This window comes from Acinetobacter bereziniae (genome assembly GCF_016576965.1).
Lineage (GTDB): Bacteria > Pseudomonadota > Gammaproteobacteria > Pseudomonadales > Moraxellaceae > Acinetobacter > Acinetobacter bereziniae.
The window spans coordinates 160,729-185,735 of record NZ_CP066119.1; the positions used below are offsets into that span (position 1 = coordinate 160,729).

At 37.9% G+C, this 25,007-nt stretch carries 25 protein-coding genes and 1 pseudogene; 22 read left to right on the forward strand and 4 right to left on the reverse strand.

The genetic code is table 11. The annotated features are described in order from the left end of the window. Nucleotides 1–286 precede the first annotated feature (286 nt). The 9 genes from I9192_RS00730 to I9192_RS00770 all read left to right on the forward strand — a co-directional run bounded on the left by I9192_RS00730 (nt 287) and on the right by I9192_RS00770 (nt 11,603). Nucleotides 287–1,984: an NAD-dependent malic enzyme gene (locus I9192_RS00730; RefSeq protein ID WP_005034606.1), complete on the forward strand. Its 1,698-nt coding sequence runs from the start codon at nt 287–289 to the stop codon at nt 1,982–1,984. 226 nt (nt 1,985–2,210) lie between these two features. Continuing rightward, on the forward strand, nt 2,211–5,600 hold the full coding sequence (locus I9192_RS00735; protein ID WP_200150052.1) for a type VI secretion system Vgr family protein: 3,390 nt from the start codon (nt 2,211–2,213) through the stop codon (nt 5,598–5,600). A 9-nt stretch (nt 5,601–5,609) separates the two neighbouring features. Continuing rightward, a complete protein-coding gene (locus tag I9192_RS00740) occupies nt 5,610–6,095 on the forward strand; it encodes a hypothetical protein (protein WP_042086230.1) in 486 nt (161 codons plus the stop codon). Further along, complete coding sequence (locus I9192_RS00745) at nt 6,092–8,476, forward strand: hypothetical protein (protein WP_200150053.1); 2,385 nt, start codon at nt 6,092–6,094, stop codon at nt 8,474–8,476. The genes I9192_RS00740 and I9192_RS00745 overlap by 4 nt, the downstream gene beginning before the upstream one ends. 9 nt (nt 8,477–8,485) lie before the next feature. Continuing rightward, nucleotides 8,486–9,124: a hypothetical protein gene (locus I9192_RS00750; protein WP_200150054.1), complete on the forward strand. Its 639-nt coding sequence runs from the start codon at nt 8,486–8,488 to the stop codon at nt 9,122–9,124. Nucleotides 9,125–9,557: 433 nt separating this feature from the next. Further along, nucleotides 9,558–9,773: a hypothetical protein gene (locus I9192_RS00755; RefSeq protein ID WP_005034596.1), complete on the forward strand. Its 216-nt coding sequence runs from the start codon at nt 9,558–9,560 to the stop codon at nt 9,771–9,773. 110 nt (nt 9,774–9,883) lie between these two features. Next, nucleotides 9,884–10,438, forward strand: a complete 555-nt coding sequence (locus tag I9192_RS22205; protein ID WP_227567218.1) for a hypothetical protein — start codon at nt 9,884–9,886, stop codon at nt 10,436–10,438. 144 nt (nt 10,439–10,582) lie between these two features. Further along, nucleotides 10,583–10,957 (forward strand): lysozyme inhibitor LprI family protein, encoded by a 375-nt coding sequence (locus I9192_RS00765; RefSeq protein WP_058968571.1) that lies wholly within the window; start codon nt 10,583–10,585, stop codon nt 10,955–10,957. Nucleotides 10,958–11,078: 121 nt separating this feature from the next. Beyond that, nucleotides 11,079–11,603: a hypothetical protein gene (locus I9192_RS00770; protein WP_151779190.1), complete on the forward strand. Its 525-nt coding sequence runs from the start codon at nt 11,079–11,081 to the stop codon at nt 11,601–11,603. Nucleotides 11,604–11,695: 92 nt separating this feature from the next. On the opposite strand, the gene I9192_RS00775 is transcribed toward I9192_RS00770, so the two are convergent. Further along, nucleotides 11,696–12,616, reverse strand: coding sequence for a Dyp-type peroxidase (locus I9192_RS00775; protein WP_200150055.1), 921 nt, complete (start codon nt 12,614–12,616; stop codon nt 11,696–11,698). 161 nt (nt 12,617–12,777) lie between these two features. On the opposite strand from I9192_RS00775, the gene I9192_RS00780 reads away from it, so the two are divergent. Continuing rightward, nucleotides 12,778–13,398 carry a LysE family transporter gene (locus I9192_RS00780; RefSeq protein ID WP_200150056.1) on the forward strand — a complete coding sequence of 207 codons (621 nt, stop codon included), beginning with the start codon at nt 12,778–12,780 and terminating at the stop codon, nt 13,396–13,398. A 71-nt stretch (nt 13,399–13,469) separates the two neighbouring features. Then, nucleotides 13,470–14,090, forward strand: a complete 621-nt coding sequence (locus I9192_RS00785; protein ID WP_035300732.1) for a LysE family translocator — start codon at nt 13,470–13,472, stop codon at nt 14,088–14,090. Between the two features lie 50 nt (nt 14,091–14,140). On the opposite strand, the gene znuB is transcribed toward I9192_RS00785, so the two are convergent. The 3 genes from znuB to I9192_RS00800 are packed head-to-tail and all read right to left on the reverse strand — an operon-like array spanning nt 14,141 to nt 16,212. Then, the gene (znuB, locus tag I9192_RS00790; protein WP_151714171.1) at nt 14,141–14,938 is read right to left on the reverse strand and encodes a zinc ABC transporter permease subunit ZnuB; all 798 of its coding nucleotides are present in this window, start codon (nt 14,936–14,938) and stop codon (nt 14,141–14,143) included. A 3-nt stretch (nt 14,939–14,941) separates the two neighbouring features. After that, nucleotides 14,942–15,742, reverse strand: coding sequence for a zinc ABC transporter ATP-binding protein ZnuC (znuC, locus tag I9192_RS00795; protein WP_151714170.1), 801 nt, complete (start codon nt 15,740–15,742; stop codon nt 14,942–14,944). Next, complete coding sequence (locus I9192_RS00800; RefSeq protein WP_004831994.1) at nt 15,715–16,212, reverse strand: transcriptional repressor; 498 nt, start codon at nt 16,210–16,212, stop codon at nt 15,715–15,717. The genes znuC and I9192_RS00800 overlap by 28 nt, the downstream gene beginning before the upstream one ends. 137 nt (nt 16,213–16,349) lie before the next feature. Between I9192_RS00800 and I9192_RS00805 the strand changes: the two genes are divergently transcribed. From I9192_RS00805 to I9192_RS22515, 11 genes and pseudogenes are all read left to right on the forward strand, one after another. After that, nucleotides 16,350–17,192, forward strand: a complete 843-nt coding sequence (locus tag I9192_RS00805) for a metal ABC transporter substrate-binding protein (RefSeq protein WP_004831993.1) — start codon at nt 16,350–16,352, stop codon at nt 17,190–17,192. A 171-nt stretch (nt 17,193–17,363) separates the two neighbouring features. Beyond that, nucleotides 17,364–17,762, forward strand: coding sequence for an ATP synthase subunit I (locus tag I9192_RS00810; RefSeq protein WP_005034576.1), 399 nt, complete (start codon nt 17,364–17,366; stop codon nt 17,760–17,762). A 103-nt stretch (nt 17,763–17,865) separates the two neighbouring features. Beyond that, nucleotides 17,866–18,741 (forward strand): F0F1 ATP synthase subunit A, encoded by an 876-nt coding sequence (gene atpB, locus I9192_RS00815; protein ID WP_004831991.1) that lies wholly within the window; start codon nt 17,866–17,868, stop codon nt 18,739–18,741. A gap of 83 nt (nt 18,742–18,824) precedes the next feature. Continuing rightward, nucleotides 18,825–19,070 (forward strand): F0F1 ATP synthase subunit C, encoded by a 246-nt coding sequence (gene atpE / locus I9192_RS00820; protein ID WP_000424060.1) that lies wholly within the window; start codon nt 18,825–18,827, stop codon nt 19,068–19,070. 39 nt (nt 19,071–19,109) lie between these two features. Next, entirely contained in the window at nt 19,110–19,580 is a 471-nt protein-coding gene (locus I9192_RS00825; protein WP_004831990.1) for a F0F1 ATP synthase subunit B, read from the forward strand. An 11-nt stretch (nt 19,581–19,591) separates the two neighbouring features. Beyond that, nucleotides 19,592–20,128 carry a F0F1 ATP synthase subunit delta gene (locus I9192_RS00830; protein WP_004831989.1) on the forward strand — a complete coding sequence of 179 codons (537 nt, stop codon included), beginning with the start codon at nt 19,592–19,594 and terminating at the stop codon, nt 20,126–20,128. Nucleotides 20,129–20,186: 58 nt separating this feature from the next. Beyond that, nucleotides 20,187–21,731: a F0F1 ATP synthase subunit alpha gene (atpA, locus tag I9192_RS00835; RefSeq protein WP_004831988.1), complete on the forward strand. Its 1,545-nt coding sequence runs from the start codon at nt 20,187–20,189 to the stop codon at nt 21,729–21,731. Nucleotides 21,732–21,819: 88 nt separating this feature from the next. Next, the gene (gene atpG / locus I9192_RS00840; RefSeq protein WP_004831987.1) at nt 21,820–22,689 is read left to right on the forward strand and encodes a F0F1 ATP synthase subunit gamma; all 870 of its coding nucleotides are present in this window, start codon (nt 21,820–21,822) and stop codon (nt 22,687–22,689) included. Between the two features lie 26 nt (nt 22,690–22,715). Beyond that, nucleotides 22,716–24,110, forward strand: a complete 1,395-nt coding sequence (gene atpD / locus I9192_RS00845; protein ID WP_004831984.1) for a F0F1 ATP synthase subunit beta — start codon at nt 22,716–22,718, stop codon at nt 24,108–24,110. Nucleotides 24,111–24,137: 27 nt separating this feature from the next. Further along, nucleotides 24,138–24,557 (forward strand): F0F1 ATP synthase subunit epsilon, encoded by a 420-nt coding sequence (locus I9192_RS00850; protein ID WP_004831982.1) that lies wholly within the window; start codon nt 24,138–24,140, stop codon nt 24,555–24,557. Between the two features lie 180 nt (nt 24,558–24,737). Beyond that, a pseudogene (locus I9192_RS22515) lies at nt 24,738–25,007 on the forward strand (PIN-like domain-containing protein); the annotation flags it as partial.

Below are 25,007 nucleotides of genomic sequence, written 5' to 3' on the forward strand. Positions count from 1 at the left end.
ATTGAAATACGAAAAAAATCAATCGTAGCTCAATGACATTGGAAATCGATAGATTTTAAAATTTGGATTAATTCTTTGTTATTGATATAAAAAACAATAGATTGTATTAAATATTTAAAGAATTTGTAAAAAATGAGAATAATTTATCATTCTGTAAAATACTTTGAATATCACTATCACGTATCTAAATACCCATTTAGCGAAAAATAGGCTTAAGCTTGTATGCGACCAAAGTCGTAGCTTAGCAAAAGATAGAAGCAGAATGACTGCTTCAATGAGAATGGAAATGCCAACGGAAACCTTGAAAAAATATCCTCTATATATTCATTACGCAGGCAATGCCTTACTAGAACTGCCATTACTCAACAAAGGTTCAGCTTTCACAGAGGAAGAAAGAACCCAGTTTAACTTACATGGTTTGATTCCTCATGTGATTGAAAGTATCGAGGAACAAAGTCAACGTTCCTATCAGCAGTATTGTTCTTTCAGTGAAGCAATCAATAAGCATATTTATTTACGAAATATCCAAGACACCAACGAAACACTTTTTTACCACCTGATTGAAAATCATTTAAGTGAAATGATGCCGATTATTTATACCCCAACAGTGGGTGAGGCATGTCAGCGTTTTTCGGATATTTATCGACGTCATCGTGGCGTATTTATTTCATACCCTGATCGTAAATATATTGATGAGATCATCCATAACGTCAATCGTAAGAATGTTAAAGTGATTGTGATAACAGATGGTGAACGTATTCTTGGTTTAGGTGACCAAGGTATTGGTGGTATGGGGATTCCAATCGGAAAATTATCACTTTATACCGCTTGTGGTGGTATTAGCCCTGCATATACTTTGCCAATCACAATAGATGTGGGAACCAATAATCAACAATTACTCAATGATCCAATCTATATGGGATGGTCACAACCACGTGTCAGTGGTGACGAATACTATGAGTTTGTCGATGAAGTCATTGCTGCGGTAAAACGTCGTTGGCCAAAAGCTTTGATTCAGTTTGAAGATTTTGCACAAAAAAATGCCATGCCTTTATTAGAAAAATATCGTGATAAGATTTGTTGCTTTAATGACGATATTCAAGGTACAGCAGCAGTATGTGTAGGAACACTGATTGCGGCAAGCCGTGCGGCAGGTAAACAATTGAAAGATCAAAAAGTGACTTTCTTGGGTGCAGGTTCAGCAGGCTGTGGTATTGCAGAACAGATCATTGCGCAAATGGTGGCGGAAGGTTTAACTGATGCTGAAGCGCGTGCACAAGTATTTATGGTTGATCGTTTTGGTCTCATCACAGAAAATCAGCCAAACCTACTTGACTTCCAGCGTAAGCTTGCACAAAAGCCTGATGATGTTGCACATTGGGGCAATCCAGAAGAAATTATTTCTCTACTGGATGTCGTTAAAAATGCCAAACCAACAGTATTGATTGGTGTATCGGGTCAACCGGGCTTATTTACAGAAGAAATCATTAAAACCATGGCTGAAAATTGTGAATATCCAATTGTGTTGCCTTTATCGAACCCAACTTCACGTGTAGAAGCTGTGCCTGCTGATATTATCCAATGGACAGAAGGTAAAGCATTAATTGCAACAGGTAGCCCGTTTGCGCCAGTGAATTATCATGGAGAAACCTTTAATATTTCACAATGCAATAACTCTTATATTTTCCCGGGTATTGGTTTAGGTGTTGTGGCTGTTCAAGCAACGCGTGTGACAGACAATATGCTGATGGCATCAAGTTCCGCTTTGGCAGATTGCTCACCGAAGTTAAACGATATCCATGCGGACTTATTACCTGATTTAAACGAATTGCAGAAAGTTTCTAAAATTATTGCATTTAAAGTTGCTCAAGCAGCAATGCAAGATGGTGTTGCGACGGTAATGAGTGATGAGCAATTACTCGAAAGTATTGAACAGAACTTTTGGAAACCAACTTATCGTGATTATAAGCGCGTTCCTTTTTAAGTGTTTTTAATTTTTTATAGAAGGGGCAAATTGCCCCTTTTGTAATAGGATAAACGGGTAAAATTGGAGATTTAGATTGATTTAAATATCTGTATTTTTCTCATAAAAATAAGATCAATTTTGAGTATGTCAGTTACAAAAATAAAAATTTTAACAATTTCTGTATGTCTTTCTGTGAGTTTTTATTTACAATAAGCCAACATGTCATTGAATATCAATAACTAAAATGTTGAAAAATATTAATACTTTACTTGAAAGTTTTGGGTTAGGGTTGCAGACAAGGGCTGTCCATGTCCAATTCTCAAATCAAGCCTTAAATGGCAGTGTATTTCTACAGTGCATTCAGGGACAACAATATATTAATCAAGGATTGAAGGCAGAATTACTTTGCCTTTCAACCAATGCACATATTGCTTTAAAACAATTTATAGGTTGTCAGGTCGCTGTTGACCAAGTCACTGACTTTGGGGAACTCTATCGAACCACAGGAATCATTACTGGTGCAAGTCAAGGACAAAGTGACGGTGCATTAAGTATTTACAAGCTCACGCTTGAAGATGCGACCAGTCTTTGGCATAAACGCCGTAATAGTCGCGTTTTCATGAATAAAAGTATTTTGGAAATATCTGAAGTTTTATTCAAGGAATGGCAAACCAAAAGTGCATTATTTGCATCTAGTTTGAGTTTGGATAGTCGTGGTTTAAAAAAACAATATGATGTGCGTCCTTTTGTGATGCAGTCAAATGAAACAGATTACGAATTTTTAACAAGATTATGGCGCAGTGAGGGAATTAACTGGTTGGTTGATGAATCTGAACGCATAGTTCCAGTTTCTGCTGCACAAATTCAAACCCAGAAATTAAGATTGATTGATGACAATAGTCAATATGAAGCAATGCCTAGGCGCAGTATACGTTTCCATCGTAGTCATGCAACAGAACGATTTGATACCATTACCAGCTTAATTGCACAACGATCAATCCAATCAACAGCTGTACAAGTGCAACGCTGGCAAGCTGACAATCTCGCACAAGATCAGGGTGATAGTCAACTCAGCAATCATCAGCATAGCGAACAACAAGACAATGAAACGTTGAGTTTAGAACAGGCTTGGACCATTAGCCCAGCGTGGACCAGTGACCTCAAAGGTGAAGACCAAACCACTGCTTCAAGTTCGGCTCAAGTCGATAAACTGAATACCCAACTTTCACAATACCAAGAACTACAAGCCAAATATTTTACCGCAATCAGTTCAGTACGTGATGCACAAGTTGGTTATTGGTTTGAGTTGAGAGAGCATCCGGAAATTGATCAGCATGAAGGTTCAGATCGCGAGTTTTTGATTCTCGGTAAAACCTTCTACAATCAGAATAACTTACCGAAAGAACTGCAAGATCAACTTTCTAAACTGCTTAATTTAAACTATTGGAATCATTTAATTAAAGATCAGCGTCAAGCCAATGAGCTGTCATTGGTACGACGCAGAATTCCAGTCGTTCCAGAATACAATCCATTAACACACAGACCTTCTGCATTCCCGCAACGCGCTAAAGTGGTAGGTCCACAAGGTGAAACAATTTATGTGGACCAATGGGGACGCATTAAAGTTCGTTTCTTGTTTACCCGTACCGATGATAATAGCCATGACGGTGGTGCAGGTTCCAATGATAACGATACTGATTCAGCATGGGTGGATGTATTAACCTCATGGGCAGGAGAAGGTTACGGTACACGTTTTCATCCTCGGATTGGTGAAATCGTGGTGATTGATTTCTTTGATGGTAATGTAGATCGTCCGTTTGTGATGGGGCGTTTACATGAAGCAGAACGTCATCAAACCATGTTTGATGTCAAAGGTCAGCTTCCTGATACCAAGAAACTCAGTGGTATCCGCTCATCTGAAGTCGGTGGTTCAGGCTTTAACCAACTCCGTTTTGATGACACGACTGGGCAAATCAGTGCCCAACTGCAAAGTAGTCACGCAGCCACTCAACTTAACTTGGGAAATTTAAGTCATCCGAAAGATAAAGAAACCAGCAATGGGCGTGGCGAAGGTTTTGAATTAAGAACAGACGCTTATGGGGCGGTGCGTGCAGGAAAAGGCATGCTTATCACAACCTATGCCCAAGAAAATGCAATTGCAGATCATTTAGAAGCAGCCCAAGCACAGTCTTTATTGAATCAAGGGGCTGAAAGTATGAAGGTGCTAAGTGAGATTGCTGTAAAGCAACAAACCGATGCATTGAATGTCATTAATCGTTTGCCTAAGTTCATTCAATCACTTGAGTTAAAAAGTGCAGGGCAGGCGCTCAACACAACTTTGAATCTATTTAAAGAAGGGGTGAGTAGTGATCCTTTGAATGCTTTAAAAGATTGTGGTGGATTTATTAAAGACATTGGTGCTTTAGGTGGCAATGCAAAAGGCATTGTAGATGAATTTAATGAATATTTTTCTGATGCAAAAGAAGCGGTTGAAAACTTAAAGGCGTTTATTGAAAATGTTGAAGAACACGGTACAGATATTATTAAAGGCAAGCTGGCAAGCTTAAAAGATAATATTAAATCTAATCCTTTTGAATCCATTAGTAATGTGGGTAAGGTTTTATCCAATGTCGAAATCAAAGATTTTGACATCATGAGTACTTGTGGAACATTCAATAAGGGGAACAAACTTGAAATTAAACCGCTGGAGGCTTTGAGTAGTTTGCAGGGCTTTATGGAGGGTTATACACAAGGTCTGGAAGATAGCAGCGACAACGCCAAACAAGAACAAGGTAAAATTTTCCGTCAAGCATTGATGCTATTGGCTTCGCCAAATGGGATTGCATTAACCACACCAGAAGACATTATTCTTCAAGCTTCTCAAGATATAGCTGAAAGTGCAAATGGTTCGATTAACATGAGCGCTCAGAAGAATATTGTGGGTCATGCACAAGATAAAATTAGTTTATTTGCCGCACAGAAAGGTTTAAGTGCTTTTGCTGCAAAAGGACCGATCAAAGTTCAGGCTCAGGATGATTTGATTGAAATCATTGCGAAGAAAGTCATTAAGCTGATTGCAACTGAAGATAAGATTGAGTTAACCAGCTCTAAAGAGATTGATCTAAAAGCGGGTGGTACTCAGCTGGTGGTTAATGGTAGTGGTGTCTTTATTAAAACTGGTGGAAAGTTTGAGGTGAAGTCAGGACAACAGTTGTTTACCAGTGGGGCAACAGTGAATGCGCAGTTGCCGAAAATGCCTGAGAGTGGAATTTTTAGCCGACGTTTTGATTTTAGTAATATTTTTAGTAAAGATGAATTAAAACAGCAGGTCAGATTTAAGTTCGTAAATCATTCACGAAAAACTGAATTTATTGGTGTTTTGGATGAACTTGGACGCACACAACGGTTTTTCAGTGATAGTGCTGACAATGTCGAAGCAATTATTCTTGGGCATGATAGTGAAGATTTAAAAGAATTAATAGTTATAAAGAACGATATTGATGACACTTCAGATCATAGTAGTTGTGAGGGTGAGGGCTGTTGTGGCGCTGCAGATGATCATGATGCAATAGAAGATCAAAATGAATCTTGTAGTGAAGATTTAGAAGCAGATTTTTGTAATTTTGGAAAGTAAGGCTTGATCATGAAAACAATATTTTCTTTCTTATTCATTTTATTATTTGTGACTTGGTGTAATGCAGAAGTTATCAAGGAATTTCCAAAACGGAACATTGATAATGAAGTCGTAAGCTTTAATTATATAGAGTCTGATAAATGTAGCTTTCAGCGTAAAGATATTAAAGAGCCTGTCTCTAAGCTTTTAAAGCAAAATAAGATAGATCTAAATACAGGTCATTGGTTACATATTCCTGATGAGTGTTGGAATATCAAAAGTTCAGGTCAAAATATTTTACTTATCTCATTAACAAATAAAAATAAACCTCAGAAATTTTATATTATTGATGACGGTAAGAGTTTAGGTGATGTAATGCTCAACCTAAATGAAGATCTGAGTTTCAATTTTGATAAAAATAAAATGAAATTTTCTACAAATATGAGTGATAAAACAAAAAATAAAGTTCTAATTTTATTTAAACAAATTGATCAAGAATCTAAGGGGGCATTATGAGTTTTGTTTCTCCAGTAAACGGAAAGTCATTTGGTGAGGATAGGCAAGCATATATATATGCAGTATCTCGTCGAGAGTCTTCATCGGATTTGAGTTTATCTGACCTTGTCGATCCTAATTTGACTGCTAGAAAAGTACATAATGGTAAAACCGCAGGTTATGGATTTATTGGTTATTTTCAATTTGGCGAAAGTGCGCTTTATGATTTGGGGTATTTTAAGCCACCATATACTTTTAGTAATGATCCTAATAGCCTTTTTCAGAAATCATTTTCGGTGAATGACTGGAGTGGAAGTTGGACGGGCTTAGATGATGTAACTTCGAAAAGTGTTTTTCTCAAAGATCGAACGGTTCAAATAAAAGCATTTAATAAATGGATCAATACACTCTGCACTCGGCTGAACAATCGAAATGTAAATGAATTTTATGGCGTTCGTATTAATGGGGTTGAAATTACAGAGTCAGGATGCATTGCAGGAGCACACTTAAAAGGTCCTAAATATGTTTTAGAGTTTGTACAGGGTTTAGGTAACCAAGCTGATGCTTTTGGAACAAAAGTGGGTGAGTATATATCATTATTTGCTCATTATGATTTAGAAAGCTGTTGTAATCGTAAGATTTATATAAATGTTGTGGATGAACAAGGGAATGCTGTTTCAGGTAAAAAAATTATAGTAGAGTCCGAGTACAAAGAAGGAAAATATTATAGCAAAATTGGAAAGATTTCTAATGATTATAAAACAAGTGAAGAAGGAAAAATTCCTGTAATTGTTAGGCATCCTGGTACTAAAATAAAAATAATTGTTGATGGAAAAGCACTTGAGATTACGCAGCAAAAAGATAAGAAGGAAAGTTATACAATCAAATTAACCAAACAAATATCAGTACCCGTTGTTTTAGAACAGAATAGTGCTCCTCAACCAAAACCACAGGCGAATAAAACGCCTCAAGAAGTTAGAAATGAGCAAGCTCCAAGTGTTTCAGAAGAATCTAAAGCAGTTGAAACGAAAGATGTGAACTTCAATATACAGATTGTTGAAGCTGATACTGGAAAACCAATCTCAAATATGGGCTTTTTTCTTACCTATAAAAATAATATTAAAAAGCATTCTGCAGATGGGAGTGGCATAAAACATAATATTTCAGCTGAAGCCGGTCAAGATATAGAAGTTTCTGTTTCAGGGGATGGGAAGTACCAAAAAATTCACCACTTCAAGGTTGACGAATCACTTTCTAATCAGACAATAAAAGTAAGGCTTCCAGTTCATAGCTTTCAGATGATTGTCAAAAAAGATGATCAAGTTGTTCCAAATACCGCTGTAACTATTTTTTATCGAGGACGGCAAATTTCAAAAAAAACCAATGCTGCTGGTGTAATTAACTTAAAAATGTTAGTTGGTTTTGTATATGGTTTTGGTGTTGGTTCGAATTCATTGGTAAAAGCTCGGGTAATTAATGGTAGTCCATATAGGATATTTAGAATAAATGAAGGCTTTATCAAGGAATCGAGACGATTAGAATCAGGGCAAAAAGTTCCACAACAAAATCCTGTTACTAATGCGCCGTCCCAAAGTAAGCCTAATCCACCAGCTCCTGCTAAAGTACCCGAAGTTAAACAAGAGCCACCCAAAGTATCTCAACAAAATACTCATACAGAGAATGGGGGTAAACCTTTAACAACTGTTTCTAATCAAACACCCGCGACAAGTGATACGACGCGTTATCATATTTACTCTGATGGTAAAATCAAAAGAGAGAATGCGGCTGCAACAGGTTTTGCTGAATATATTTATTATGATAAAAATGGACAATCACATCATATTGGCAAAACTGAATTTATCGTTGCGCCTAAACGTAAAAAAGGTAACGGGGTCGTAGGTGGAAATGTTTATTTGGTAGACCAAAGGACGCTCAAATCCTACAAGAGTCCGGATGGTAAAGTCGGATATTTGTGGGATATTTATTTACCAGGTCGATCAAGATATTATCTTAAGGGAGATGCGTTTGCAGCAGTTATTGGTGCTATGTGCTCTTTAGGATACGGTTATTATCATGGTTCTGGATTTAGTGCTCGAGATGGTCGATCGGTAGGTAGTGATTCACACTTCAACGGGATTAATGGAGATTTTCGCTATCTAGGAATTAATGGTTGCCATAAAGATGGTCCGGTTCTTGTGAGCCACGTCGATAGATTTGACTGGGATGCGAATGTAAGATTTGTAAATGCACTATATCTTTTTGGTTATAAAGCATTTGGGTCACAAGTGATGAAGAGAAAGGGTCAGCCAAACAGAACTTTGCCCCATGTCACTTTTACAAATGGTGATCACGATAACCATTTACATTTACAGGGTTATCAACCAAATATTCAGGACATATAAGGGCATATTATGTACATTAAAAAATTTATCCCATTGTTGATTTTATTTTCACTTGTAGCCTGTCAAAAGGCAGAAAATAAGATGTTAAACTCAGATTCACCGAAGATGAGTGAGTCGAAAGTCAATAGTGGTCTTTTAATTAATGAATATAAACAAGTTGAATTACCATTTGATTCTAAAACGTTATTGATCAATGATAAGTTCATTCAATTAGATAAATATCCAGTTAATCAAAAGGATTTAAAACTATTTTATTCTGGAGAGGATCAAGCTCGAATTTTGATGACTGCAGTTAAAAAAATTGGAAGCAAAGAATATTTATTAGGTTTGATTGCTGTGAATTTTAATAATTATGAAGGTTCCGGACCTGCGCAAGTAATATTTTTATCAGGTGGTGAAAACAACAAGAATAATTATAAAAATACTTTGTTTATAACGATGGGAGGTAAGTTTCCAATCTTGGATCACCAAGTCAAAAGATTTGATGATATAAATGAAAATAAATTGAAAAATTATTGCATCCAATCTTTTGTTATTAATACTGATTTTAGTAAAAATGAAGAAATGAAATGTGTGGGAAATGAACCAAGTATAGAAAAAAAGAATTTTAGATTAAATATTAATCGACCTGGGTATGATGAGTTTTAAAGCTGTGTTTTATTGGCTGTAGATATTTCATGGTATCTATGGGTTGATAGAGAGTAAATATTATTGACAAAATTACTCTTTTAATCAACTTTAAATCATGTCTGTTCGTTATTGATAAAGCTAGATTGGATGAAATTAAACACTTAGATAAAGCTTGTTTAGCTCAATAATTAAGCTTTACAAGGTATTTAAATTGCATAAATTAATAGATCTTTCTTTGGATTTAAAATATTGAATAAATATAAGAAATAGTCATATTTAACTATTCCTTATATTTATTAAACTTCATTTTTTAAACAAAAATAAGCATCGTGCGTAGATTCTATTGTCATGGTTACAAAATTATTTTTAGAAAGTACTCCTAATCATTTAAATCCAAATTCTAGAAAAAATTTATCAATATCATCAATAGCAAAAAAAAGTGAGATGGCAAGTGAAAAAACAGTTTGGTATATTAATGTTTTTAAGTTTATTTTGTATTACAGGTTGTAGTGCAAAATCAGTTGAAAAGGATGCGGTATTAAAATTAAAAGTTGAACCTTGTGGTTTCGATTATGATATAGATAATTATTATTGCAAAGCAGATAAATTAAATTTATATAAAAAAATATTGGGAATAAGGCAGATTTTAATAAAAATTATACGATAATTAAAATAAATGATGGAAAATATTATCGAATAGTTGCACTCAACCAAAAAGATTTAAAGGCTTATCCTTTAAATTATCAAATAGATTATAAGTCTAAATTTGATTATTCGGTGAATAATGATAGCTTGTGTGTTACAGGAGATTTTTATGCATATAGAGATGATTACAGTCATTCAAAGTTATGTTTTAAGGTGATAAATGGAAGTTTTGTAAAAACAAATATTTCTGAAAATTTACCCAAAAGTACTAAAGAAAGCAATTTAAAAAAGATATTAATTCCTAATGCCTCAAATTACTTCTTGAAGTGTTTAAAAAGCAACTCTGAAAGTAAATGTGAGAAGCTAAGTGATTTGGAAAATCATGTATATAGTTTGAACGATGTGAAAAATATGTCGCCAGAAATTTATACGATCTTAAGCCAGAATAAAATTAATTATTTAAATTTAGATGGAGTTAAATTTATACCAGATATAGGAGATTCACAATTTGTGATTGGTGAAAAATATCATGACACAGATAATGGATCGACGACTTTATTCTATTTGATTAAAATAAAGCCAAAGATTGAAGTTTATAATCTTGGAGAAAGCTATGCTATTGATGGTAAATATAACTTAAGCTATAAAGATTCTGCGGGGAATAATAAAAATATAAAATTAAATTAATCTATAATATTTATAGTTAATTTCTGGATGAAAAGCAGCTTCATAAAGTTGCTTTTTCATTTAAAATATAGAGAAACTTTCGATTTCGATCATATAAAATTTAAACTGAAGGCTTTCTATCTTTAATTGCTATAATGAGTGTCTATGAAAAAATTAATCTTAATATTCTTACTGTTATTCAGTATGGGTGGTCTTGCATTTGCTCAACCTAACACTTCCTGTAAAAATGATGATGAAAGCCTCATATGTATTAGAAGCAGTTCAAAGGCTGTCATTAATGAAATGAAAAAAGTGATCCTTAATATTGAGGAATCGTCTGATAATCTGCAAAAATTTCAAATATCTCAATCGAAGTGGTTAGCTTATAAAAATGCATACTGTAAAGATTTTATGGGTGAAGAAGCAACCAATGCTCAAGGCGATGGTGCAACCATAATAATTGAATCATGTTTGCTCGATATTGATAAAGCAAGACTAGATGAACTTAAACGATTAAATAAAGTTTATTCAGCTCAATAAATGAATTTTATAAGACGTATAAACTAAAGAGGTTAGATGTCTTTTGCCTTTTTATTTATGACTGTTATAACTTTTTAAGGGTTTTGGTAACTGGACTTTAATATTAATTTTGGAGTATAAAATGAAAAAAATATTTATTATATTTCTTGTTGTTTTGAATTCGATTTATATGACTAATTCGCTAGCTAAGCCAAATGATAGTGAGGAATCATGTAATACAAATAACATAGTAGCAAATAATTTTAAAAAGACATTCCCTGTGATGTTGCCTATTTCATCAAAGAGTAAATTAAAAAAAGAAAATACAATTTCATTCTCTCAATTTTCTAATAGTTTTTTACAAAAACTTTCAGAAAATCATGGTGATTTTGTGCCATTTGGAGGAGCGATAAGATTACCAGATATTTGTAATAAAACGGTTTTTATTGCTTATTTTACTGATGAAGGAGAGTTGGAAAATTATAGTCTTAATGTATTTAAAGATGGTAAGGGGCATTCAGTAAATTTTGGCACAGGTTCAGAGTTCTGGATTGATAAAAAATATAATATTAAGGTTAAAAGTTATGATGGTCAGTTGACTAAAATAAATTATTATAAAATTTCTGATGATGGCATTATTATGAAAATTGAAAGTCCTCTGAATTAACATTTAAAAATACTAGATATTACGTTTAAGAATAAATGAAATTTAATTGCTGATGATAAGGAATAGTCATATTTAACTATTCCTTAGCTATTTTAATCTTCCAAAATCTCTTCCAATACTTCTTCATTCGGTGCAAAGAAGTACGCACCATCGACAGGAGTCACAAAGTGTAATAAACGGTCATGAATTCCATCGCCTTGAGTACCAAACATATTGACTAACATACGATCAATACGGGTTAAATCTTTGGTATAAGCAATAAAAAATAAGCCTTGCTCACCTTGTCCATCGCCATAAGGGAGAGAGTGACGCAGAATTTCTAATTCTTCACCGTCATTATCTTCGATAACAACACGAGCAATATGGGCATTTTCAGGTTTGTGTTCATCGTCCATCTCAATACTTTCTAATTTAGAACGACCAATCACATTTTCCTGTGCATCTACTTTTAAGCGTTTCCATTTTTCAAGCTCATGGACATAACGCTGCGCAAAAATAAAAGATCCATCTTCAAAAATACCTGAATCTTCACCCAATAATGCAGTCTCAGTACGATCATCAGGAAATTGAGGATTTTCGGTACCATCAATAAATCCCGTTAGATCACGACCATCGAGATAACGGAAACATACACGTTCGTCTAAAACTTCAACTTGATCTTGAATACCATCAAAAAAGGATTGGCTCAGTGCAAAACAAATGTCCGTGCGTGCAGAAGCAATGTGAATCAGAACATCCGCAGGAACAACGGGCATTTGAAAGGCACCTTGAATCGGTTCTAACTGCTTAAACCCTTCAGGCGAAGTATGATAAAGCTTTGACCATAGTTCAGGACCGAAAGCGATTGCAGTTTTAATCTCAGCTTCGGGGTGTTGCGTGATCAGGCGATCACGAGTGCTCAATAAGGCATTGAGACGCTTTTTTAAGCCATCAATAGACAGATTTTTTAAATTTAAAACGATGAAGCGAGCATGGTCAGAGGGTAAAGGTAAAATTACAGATTGGGCTGTCATATCGAGATGGCTCCTCAATTTTTATTTATCAATCTAGCTATTGTGCATGAACTGGCAACAGCTGGGTAGTAAAGTCTTATACTTTTTACCAATTAAATTAATCGAAATGTGTCGTTTTAAAACCGCTATAATGCTTTGTTCAAAATATTTTATTTTTTGTTATGTCCTATCAAGTTTGGTTTGCATATATGTTGGCGTGTTGGGTGATTAGTATCTCACCAGGCGCAGGCGCTATTGCATCAATGTCGAGTGGTTTGAACTATGGTTTTCGCCACGGTTACTGGAATGCAATAGGGTTGCAACTGGCATTGTTGGTTCAAATCGCAATTGTTGCTGCAGGGGTAGGGGTATTATTTGCTACTACACCGATGGCTTTTCTTGCTGTGAAATGGTTTGGAGTTTGCTATTTACTGTACTTAGCCTATATGCAATGGACAGCTAAAACACAGTCTATAGATATCCCAACAGAACAACCGACTAAATCCATTCCCAAGTTGATTCTATACGGCTTTGTGGTGAATATCAGTAATCCAAAAGCGATCGTATTCTTACTTGCAGTATTGCCGCAATTTTTAGATCTGTCTAAACCACAATGGATTCAATATGTGATTATGGCGATCACGATGATTACGATCGATTTAATTGTGATGGCTGGCTACACAGGGTTGGCTGCAAAAGTCTTGAGATTGCTTAAATCTCCCAAGCAGCAAAAGTATATGAATCGTACCTTTGCCGTATTATTTAGTTGTGCTGCTGGTTTGTTGAGTTTAGTACATCAGTAAAAGTCTCATGGTTTGAGTTATTGAACAATTAAAAATAAATCCAATAGAATATCTGTTAAGCCGAGGGTCACTTGAATTATTTAGAATTTTATCTGTATGCCATCAGTGTAATTATCATGATAGCAACACCAGGACCAGTCATGATTTTGGTGGCAAGTGCGGGTTTAAAAGGGGGCTATCGCAAATCATTACAAACCATCGTCGGAACAAACCTCGCTTCTTTGGTATTGATTGCAATTTCCATTTTAATTTTAAAGGGAATGTTGAGTGTTAATGAAACACTTTTCCTGATCATCAAAATCCTTGGATGTCTTTATATTGCTTATTTAGGTTATGGCATTCTCAAAGAGGTGTGGTTTCAGCAAGACCAGCAGTTGACTACTGTACTTTCGCCAGTAGAGGGTGGTTTAACGAAAGGTTTTCTGGTCGGTATTTCAAACCCTAAAGATATTATTTTTTTCTCTTCGTTTTTTCCACAATTTATCCATGTTCATTCAGATCTGAATGTAAGTTTAGTTATCCTCGTGATCACATGGATTATCTTGGATTTCCTCACCTTATCTATAGTTTATTTGTCTTTTAATCAGTTGTCTAAAAGTCGAATTTATCCCAAAATATTAGGGCTTTGCGGTTTAATTTTAGTCACAATCGCGCTTTATGGCTTATACATTTCAGCTCAAAGCCTATTTTAAGTATTGGATGTTCAATGAACCCTATAAGCGATGCTAGGGTTTAATTGAAATTATCCTTTTTTAATTTTCATCGTGCAGAAGATCAGTGCAAACAATAAAGACATGGTCAAAACAATGCTTAGACCTGTTGAAATATTTAATGCTGCACTTGACCATAAGCCTACAGTGACACCAATTTGTGCAATCACAAAAGCACCGATCACCATTTGTTTAGGTGAGTGCGAAATCAAACGTGCAGCTAAAGCAGGAATAACCAGAAGAGCACCCATCAGCAACGAGCCGACCGCACGTAAAGCCAGTACCGTGAACAATGCCAATAACAACATAAAAATTAAACGTTGCCATTTGGCATTAACACCTTCACTGACTGCAATATCTGGATCAATTGCAATTTGAATTTGCGCTTGCCAGTGAGAATACAAAATTGCCAAAGCGCCAATAATGACAGCCGCGAAAACAGCTAAGTCAGACCATTCAATCGTCAGTAAGTCACCGAATAAATAGCTCAATAGTTCTGGACGTAAAGCAGGTAAGTGCTGGATCAGCAATAAACCTGAACAGAGTAGGGTGGCTGCGCATAAAGCAAGTAGAGCATCATTTGGCAGGCGAGGGTCGTGTAGAACCCACAGCACAGCAACCAAAAGTACTGCGGTAAAAGTAACACCGACCCAGAGCGGTAAACTTAACATTGCTGCCAAAGCCACACCCAGCAAAGTACCATGAGCCATGGTATCTGCAAAGAAAGACATTCTGCGCCATAACATCAAACAGCCCAGTGGTGCAGTTAGAAACACCAACAGTGTGCCCATGATCCAAGCAGGTAAGAGTAATTCTAACCATTCCATCATGGTTTAAGCTTCCGGTTCAGGGTGAATGTGAGGATGTGAACCATGTTCACAGGTTTTGGCAGAGTCACCATGCGCACAATGATCATGGTGATGTTGGTAAAAGGCATGTTGCTTGCCAAAAGTGTCACCAAATAAAGCCTGATACTCAGGATGTTGTTGAATGCTGTCTGGTAAGCCGCTGCAACATATATGCTTGTTTAAACATACAACACGTTGTGTTCCTTGCATCACCCATTGTAAATCATGAGAGACAATCAAGATGGCACAACCATAACGTTCAGGTAAACTTCGAACATAGCCATATAACTCTGCCTCAGACTGGATATCTAAACCTTGCATAGGCTCATCTAAGACTAAAATATCAGGTTGGCGTAATAATGCCCGTGCTAATAAAACGCGTTGACGTTCGCCACCGGAAAGTTGTTGTACTTTAGAGTTTTCGAGTTTTGCTATGCCTGTATCGCGAATGATTTCTGCTTTAATGGCTTTATCACATTTTTCCAGATCAAGAAGATCTTTAACTCTTAATGGAAGGCTATGAGAGGGGTTGAATTTTTGAGGTACATAGGCGAGTTTCAGTTTTGATGAACTGACAATACTCCCTGAATTGGGTTTTAAAATACCCAACAGTACTTTGATCAATGTGGATTTACCCGCACCATTGGGACCAATAAGCGTGACAATTTCTTGTTTTTGTAGCGAAAAATCTACATTTTTTAAAATGTCACGATCATCAATCTGGACATTGATCTGCTTTAGCTGAACAAGGGGGGTGTTCACGCTTTGCTTGAGCACTGCTGACATATTCCTGAAATCTCAATAATACTATGATGTGCTTTGAACTGGTCGGACTCTGCCAAATGATTCAATTGTTGAATCAAACCTATTGCTGAAGCTTCTTTCACTGTATGGCATTCAGTACAGATCAAAAAAGCAGCTTGATGTCCTTCACGTGGATGACAGCAAGGGATATATGCATTAATAGAGGTTAAACGATGGATAAATCCTTTTTCTAAAAGGAAGTCGAGTGTTCTATATACCGTTGGAGGGGCTGCCGGTCGTTCCGCAGCACCTTTCATCTTGGCTAAAAGATCATATGCACCAACGGGTCCTGATGCATTCAAAATCAACTCCAATACTTCTTTACGTAAGGGAGTAAGACGCGCGCCTGAGGTTGCACAAAGGTTTTCTGCTTCTGATAAACGCTCTTGTACATTGAGATGATCGTGTACACCATGCAAAGTATCATGGTGTTCGTGTGAACATAAGCTCATATCAGACCTCAAAACTTCTTATTTGAATGAAGAGAATCATAAATATTAACATGAAGCTCTATCAACTTACGAATGGCGTAGGTATTTTTTAACTTTTGTTATACTATAACATAAATTCTTTTTGGTAATACACTCCCATGAATCGCATGATCGCTTTTTGCTTATGTGCATTATTTGCTAGTGTCACTTGGGCTCAAGCGCCTTTGGTGGTCTCTACTCATCCTATTTATCTGATTGCAAAAGAAATCACCCAAGGAGTAGAAGAACCTGTTTTGCTGTTAGGGAATCAGACCGGGCATGATGTACAGTTAACACCAGATAATCGAAAGACGATTATGGATGCTTCATTGGTAGTTTGGTTGGGTAAAGCACACGAAGCACCTTTAGAAAAAGTTCTTGGAGACAATGCTAAAGCCATCTCGATTCTTGACTCAGGTATTATTCAGGCGCTTCCACTTAGAAATCCGAAAGGCATTGCACTTAAAGACACGATAGATACTCATGTTTGGTTAGATCCAAACAATGCAGTACGCATAGGCTTCTTTATTGCTGCCTTGAGATCACAACAGCATCCTGAAAATAAAACTGCTTATTGGAATAACGCGAAAAAATTTGCCAATGAAATGTTGCTCGCTTCACAAAAAATTACCACAGCGGGTGCTGCACGTCCTTATTGGGCATATCACGATGCTTACCAATATCTTGAGCGTTCACTCAATTTAAAATTTGCAGGTGCAATGACGGATGACCCACATGTGGCACCGACTGTTACACAAATCAAGTTTTTAAACGATACGCGTCCTTACAAAAAAATGTGTTTACTTGCAGAAGCCAGTGCGAGTCCAAGTCAATATCGAAAATTGGGAGAAATTTCTTTTCAATCCGTTGATGAGACTTTAGCAAAACAACAAGATTTTGTGGTTGCATGGCAAGCTTTGGCACAACAGACACAAGCCTGCGTACTTAATGCACGAAAATGATGCAAAAATTAATCAACAAATGCTCATATGAAAAGCAGCCTGTATATCGAAAAAAACACGACTAAGGTCGGGAAAAGATTGCATGTTCAGGGGTGTAACTCTATAATGCCTGCGATTAAAAACGATCATCAGCTAAACTTGTCAAGCATTTATGCTGTGAGTGGATAAAAAATGAGCCAAACTAGTCGCTTGATTGACCGACGATTAGCAAAAGCTTTGGTCTATTTACAAGCATTAATGATACCTGTTTCAGCCTTGGTAGCGTGGGTCTTGAAAGACTCGACTGCGGCTTTAAGTGCAGCATTAGGTGCACTGTTATGTTGGCTTGCCAGTTGTTATTTTTCTTGGCAGTCGTTTCGAGCCGCTGGTGCACGTGCTTCAAAACAGGTTCTTTCGAACATGTATCGAGGCTTGATGGGCAAATTTGCAATTGTGATCGTTGGTTTCATTTTAATTTTAAGCAATGTTAAACCGTTATCCCCGGTAGCATTGTTTTGTGGTTTTATTCTCGTGCAGGCGATGTCGTGGGTTGCTCCATTTTGGGTAGCACGGCAACAAAAACGAGTATAAGCGCAGCAGAAATTGAAAATTTTTTTGGGGATTAACGAGATATCATGCAGCACGCGATATTCGTTAACCCTATTTATTATTTGACATTGACCAGGTGTGATTTATGGCTGCTGAAGAACATGCCCTGACTTCGACCGAGTATATCAAGCATCACTTGACCAATATGACCTATGGCAAAATGCCAGATGGTACTTGGAAATTGGCTGAGAATGGTGCAGAAGCTCAACAGATGGGGTTCACTGCTATTCACTTGGATTCAATGGGTTGGTCAATTGGCCTTGGTTTGATTTTCTGTTTGATATTCTGGTGTGTGGCGAAAGCTGCAAACTCTGGTGTTCCTACCAAGTTCCAGTCTGCAATCGAAATGATTATCGAGTTTGTTGACTCAAGTGTTCGTGATACGTTTCATGGTAAATCACGTTTAATTGCACCTTTAGCCTTGACCATTTTTGTGTGGATTTTCCTCATGAATGCGATGGACTTAATTCCTGTTGACTGGATTCCTTATCTAGCACAACAAATTGGTGCAAGTGTATTTGGCATGGACCCTCACCACGTTTACTTCAAGGTTGTTCCATCTACAGATCCTAACATTACCCTTGGTATGTCATTGTCTGTATTTGCGTTGATCTTGTTCTATAGTATCCGTGAAAAAGGCATCGGCGGTTTCGTTGGTGAATTAGCACTTAACCCATTTAATCCAAGTAACCCAGTTGCAAAAGCGTTATTGATTCCAGTGAACTTGATTCTAGAATTGGTAACATTCCTTGCACGTCCAATTTCATTGGCGCTCCGACTATTCGGTAACATGTATGCGGGTGAGTTGATCTTCATCTTGATCGCGTTGTTACCTTTCTGGATCCAATGGGCGTTGTCTGTGCCTTGGGCTATCTTCCACATTCTTGTTATTACGTTGCAAGCCTTCATTTTCATGATGCTAACAATCGTATACTTGAGCATGGCAAGCGAAAAACATTAATGGTATTGCCTAACTGTCATCAGGTGGTTAGGTATAATTTTTTTAATTTAATTTGGTATAAACCTAACCTCTGAGGAATTATCATGGAACTCACTTTAGGTCTAGTTGCAATTGCATCTGCTATCTTGATCGCTTTTGGTGCTTTAGGTACTGCGATTGGTTTTGGTCTTTTAGGCGGTCGCTTCCTTGAAGCTGTAGCTCGTCAACCAGAATTGGCTCCACAACTTCAAACTCGTATGTTCTTAATCGCGGGTCTTCTTGATGCTGTGCCTATGATCGGTGTTGGTATTGGCTTGTTCTTCATCTTCGCTAATCCATTTGTAGGTTAATCAGCTTAATTCCGAAATTCACTATTTGAGGAATTTGCAATGAATATCAACCTCACATTGTTTGGCCAAGCGATTGCATTTGCGATATTTGTCGCATTCTGCATGAAGTTTGTATGGCCACCACTAATCAATGCGATTAGTGAGCGTCAGCGTAAAATCGCTGATGGCTTAAACGCTGCGGAGAAAGCGAAAGCTGATCTTGCTGATGCACAAGCACAAGTTAAGCAAGAAATTGATGCGGCGAAAGCACAAGCGGCTCAATTGATCGAACAAGCGAACCGTCGTGCGGCACAATTGATCGAAGAAGCGCGTACTCAAGCATCTGCTGAAGGTGAGCGTATTCGTCAACAAGCGAAAGATGCTGTTGACCAAGACATCAATTCTGCTCGTGAAGAATTACGTCAACAAGTTGCTGCTCTTGCAGTTGCTGGTGCAGAGAAAATTCTGAACCAACAAGTTGACGCAGAAGCTCATAATGCCATGCTGAATCAGCTGGCTGCTAAACTTTAAGAGAGGCGAATATGGCTGAACTCTTGACGTTGGCACGCCCATACGCTAAAGCAGCATTTGCTTATGCATCTGAGCAAAATGCAACTGACGCTTGGTCAAATGCATTACAACTGCTCAGTGCTGCGGTGCAAGATGAAGCATTTTCCGCTTATTTAAATCGCCCTGAGTTGACACCTGCTGAGCAGGTTGGTCTTTTTGCGAAAGTTTTAGGTAACGAACAAACTGAAGCTGTGTCAAACTTTTTGACACTTCTTGCAGACAATGGTCGTTTAGCATTGTTACCTGAAATCGACACAGAATTTGAACAACTCAAATCGCAAAATAACAACACTGTAGATGTTGTGATTGAGTCAGCTTTCCCGCTGGACTCAGTGCAAGAACAGAAGTTGGCTCATGCGTTAGAAAAACGTTTGAACAGCGCTGTGAAAATTACAGTTGAAGTAAACCCAGCATTGATTGCTGGTGTTGTTATTCGTGCAGGCGACCAAGTGATAGATGATTCTGCGCTTAGCAAGCTTGAAAAAATGCGGACTCGTCTTCTAGCGTAATTGTTAAAAATAACTGCGAACAGAAGACTGAACTTTAAAAAGATTGAGGTATAGCGCAATGCAACAACTGAATCCATCCGAGATCAGTGCGCTCATTAAACAGCGTATCGGCGATCTGGACACCAGCGCGACCGCTAAGAACGAAGGGACCATTGTTATGGTTTCCGACGGTATTGTGCGTATTCACGGCCTTGCTGATGCAATGTACGGTGAAATGATCGAATTCGACGGCGGCTTATTTGGTATGGCACTGAACCTAGAACAGGATTCAGTGGGTGCCGTTGTCTTAGGTAACTACTTAAGCCTTCAAGAAGGTCAAAAAGCTCGTTGCACAGGTCGTGTATTAGAAGTTCCGGTTGGTCCAGAACTTTTAGGCCGTGTAGTAGATGCTTTGGGTAACCCAATTGATGGTAAAGGCCCTATTGATGCAAAACTTACTGATGCTGTTGAAAAAGTAGCACCAGGTGTTATTTGGCGTCAATCAGTGGATCAACCTGTACAAACTGGTTATAAATCAGTAGATACAATGATCCCTGTTGGTCGTGGTCAGCGTGAGTTGATCATCGGTGACCGTCAAACTGGTAAAACAGCAATGGCGATCGATGCGATCATTGCTCAAAAGCAGTCAGGCATTAAATGTGTATACGTTGCGATTGGTCAAAAACAATCAACAATTGCAAACGTAGTACGTAAGCTTGAAGAAACTGGCGCTATGGCGTACACGACTGTTGTAGCAGCAGCTGCTGCTGATCCTGCAGCGATGCAGTATCTAGCACCTTATGCTGGTTGTACAATGGGTGAGTACTTCCGTGACCGCGGTGAAGACGCGCTTATCATTTATGATGACTTGTCTAAACAAGCTGTTGCTTACCGTCAAATTTCATTGCTTCTTCGTCGTCCACCAGGTCGTGAAGCTTATCCAGGTGACGTGTTCTATCTTCATTCACGTCTACTTGAGCGTGCTTCTCGTGTATCTGCTGACTATGTTGAGAAATTCACGAATGGTGAAGTTAAAGGCCAAACTGGTTCATTAACTGCATTGCCAATTATTGAAACTCAAGCGGGTGACGTATCTGCATTCGTACCAACAAACGTAATTTCGATTACTGACGGTCAGATCTTCTTAGAAACATCATTATTCAACGCAGGTATTCGTCCTGCTGTGAACGCGGGTATCTCTGTATCACGTGTTGGTGGTTCTGCTCAAACTAAGATCATCAAAAAATTGTCAGGTGGTATCCGTACCGCTCTTGCACAATACCGTGAATTGGCTGCGTTTGCTCAGTTCGCTTCAGACCTTGACGAAGCAACTCGTAAGCAACTTGAACATGGTCAACGTGTAACTGAATTAATGAAGCAAAAACAATATGCTCCATATTCAATTGCTGACCAAGCAGTTTCAATTTATGCATCTAACGAAGGCTATATGGCTGACGTTGAAGTGAAGAAAATCGTAGACTTTGATACTGCGTTGATCTCTTACTTCCGTTCAGAGCATGCTGCGTTAATGCAAAACATCGATGCAACTGGTAACTACGACAAAGACATCGAAGCTGCAATTAAAGCAGGTATTGAAAGCTTTAAAGCGACTCAAACTTACTAAGATTCAACGATGTTGAATCTAGTTAAGGTTTGGTTCACGGATCAACCTTCGGAAGCTCGAAAGGGCTTTCGAATACTAGGTTAAGCGTATGGCAAATTTAAAAGAAATTCGCGCCAAAGTAGCTAGTATCAAAAGCACGCAGAAAATTACTCGCGCGATGCAGATGGTAGCAGCTTCTAAGATGCGTCGTGCGCAAGAGCGCATGGCTCAGGGCCGTCCGTATGCCGAAAATATGCACCGTGTAATTGCTCATTTGGTACAAGCGAATCCTGAATACAAACATCGTTATATGGTTGAACGCCCAGTAAAACGCGTTGGCTATATCATTGTTTCTTCAGATCGTGGTCTTGCTGGTGGTTTGAACATTAACTTGTTCAAAAAAGTGGTTAAACACGTCCAACAGCAACAAGAGCAGTCAATTGAAGTTCAATTTGCTTTGATTGGTCAAAAAGCGGTTTCGTTTTTTAAAAACTACGGCGGTAAAGTACTTGGAGCAACTACAAACGTAGGTGATGCACCAAGTCTTGAACAGTTAACTGGTTCTGTACAGGTGATGTTAGATGCATTCGATAAAGGCGAATTAGATCGTATTTATCTTGTGTCAAACGGCTTTGTCAATGCCATGACTCAAAACCAAAAAATCGAACAACTCGTTCCTTTGGCTGCGGCTGATACGAACGAAGATCTTAACCGTCAATATGGTTGGGATTACTTATATGAACCAGAAGCTGAAGAGCTTTTAAATGGTTTGTTGGTTCGTTACATTGAGTCTATGGTTTATCAAGGTGTGATTGAAAACATCGCATGTGAGCAATCTGCACGTATGGTTGCAATGAAAGCTGCAACTGATAACGCAGGTGAGCTTATCAAGAGCCTACAACTCATTTATAACAAGCTGCGTCAAGCCGCGATTACTCAGGAAATTTCTGAGATCGTTGGTGGTGCCGCTGCCGTTTAACATTATTTTGAATTGAGGAGACAGCAATGAGTAGCGGTCGTATCATTCAGATCATCGGCGCGGTTATCGACGTCGAGTTTGAACGCAACAGCGTTCCTAAGATCTATGACGCTCTCCAAGTTGACGGTACTGAAACTACTTTAGAAGTTCAGCAACAACTTGGTGATGGTGTAGTTCGTACCATCGCAATGGGATCTACTGAAGGTCTTAAACGTGGTCTAAACGTGTCTAATACTGGTGCGCCAATTTCTGTACCAGTAGGTACTGCATGTTTAGGTCGTATCATGGACGTTCTTGGTCGCCCAATCGACGAAGCTGGTCCTGTAGCGACTGAAGAGCGTTTACCGATTCACCGTCAAGCACCTTCTTATGCTGAACAAGCAGCTTCTACTGACCTTTTAGAAACAGGTATTAAAGTCATTGACTTACTTTGCCCGTTTGCAAAAGGTGGTAAAGTTGGTTTATTCGGTGGTGCCGGTGTTGGTAAAACTGTAAACATGATGGAATTGATCAACAACATCGCGAAAGCACACTCAGGTTTATCTGTGTTTGCTGGTGTTGGTGAGCGTACTCGTGAAGGTAACGACTTCTATCACGAGATGAAAGATTCTAACGTTCTTGACAAAGTAGCAATGGTCTACGGTCAGATGAATGAGCCACCAGGTAACCGTTTACGCGTAGCGTTAACTGGTTTGACGATGGCGGAATACTTCCGTGATGAGAAAGATGAAAACGGTAAAGGCCGTGACGTATTGTTGTTCGTTGACAACATTTACCGTTACACATTGGCTGGTACTGAAGTATCTGCTCTTTTAGGTCGTATGCCATCTGCAGTAGGTTACCAACCGACGCTTGCAGAAGAGATGGGTGTTCTTCAAGAACGTATTACATCGACTAAGTCTGGTTCGATTACATCTATCCAAGCGGTATATGTACCTGCCGATGACTTAACAGATCCATCGCCTGCAACTACATTTGCTCACTTAGATGCAACTGTAGTATTGAGCCGTGACATCGCATCTTCTGGTATTTATCCAGCGATCGATCCACTTGACTCTACTTCACGCCAGTTAGATCCATTGGTTGTTGGTGCTGAGCATTATGAAATTGCACGTTCTGTACAGAACGTATTGCAACGTTATAAAGAGCTTAAAGACATCATTGCGATCTTGGGTATGGACGAGTTAGCTGAAGAAGACAAACTTACTGTGTACCGTGCACGTAAGATTCAACGTTTCTTCTCTCAACCGTTCCACGTAGCTGAAGTGTTTACTGGTGCTCCTGGTAAACTTGTACCACTTAAAGAAACAATTCGTGGCTTTAAAGGTCTTCTAGCTGGTGAATACGATCACATCCCAGAACAAGCGTTCTATATGGTTGGTGGTATTGACGAAGTGATCGCTAAAGCCGAGAAGCTTTAATTAGCAACTCTCATTTAGGAGATTCACATGTCGACTATGCAATGTGATGTTGTAAGTGTTAAAGAGTCTTTGTACTCAGGCACTGTGACAATGCTTATCGCAAAAGGTGCTGGCGGTGAATTGGGTATTATGCCTGGTCACGCGCCGTTAGTCACTTTGCTCAAGCCGGGCGCGATTCGCGTTCTGCTTGAAAACGGTACAGAAGAGTTAATCTATGTATCTGGTGGTGTTCTAGAAGTTCAACCGCATGTCGTTACGGTTCTTGCAGATACTGCAGTTCGTGCTGACAACTTAGATGAAGCTGCAATTCTTGAAGCACGTAAAAATGCTGAACAGTTGCTTGCAAATCAAAAGAGCGATTTGGACGCTGCTGCTGCTTTGGCTGCGCTTGCAGAAACTGCTGCTCAGTTGGAAACCATCCGCAAAATCAAAAACCGCGCTCAATAAGACGCAGTTGGCGATTGAAAAACCACCCGAGAGGGTGGTTTTTTTATGGTTAAAAATATATATTTACTAAATAAAATTATTTAGCGCAGTAATTTGTAAATGTTTAATTGTTACGAGATAGAAAGTGTAGAGAATATTAAATCTATACTTTAAGCAGAGAACACTTTTTTCGTATTTGATACGAATGTATTACTTAATCTATATTTTTATCAATCAGAAACATTAGAGAAGATTTTTTCTTCTATTGAACATGTAAAAGATAGAGCCTTCATTCCATTTCAAGTACGACTAGAATTTGAGAATAGAAGACTAAATATTATTTCAAATAATTTAAATAAATATAATAAACTAAAAAGTATTTTAAATGATGGAAAGGATTCGATATATAAAAGTATAGTTGATAAACAAGTATATAAAGATCAAATTAAATTTACTCAGTCAAAGGATTAA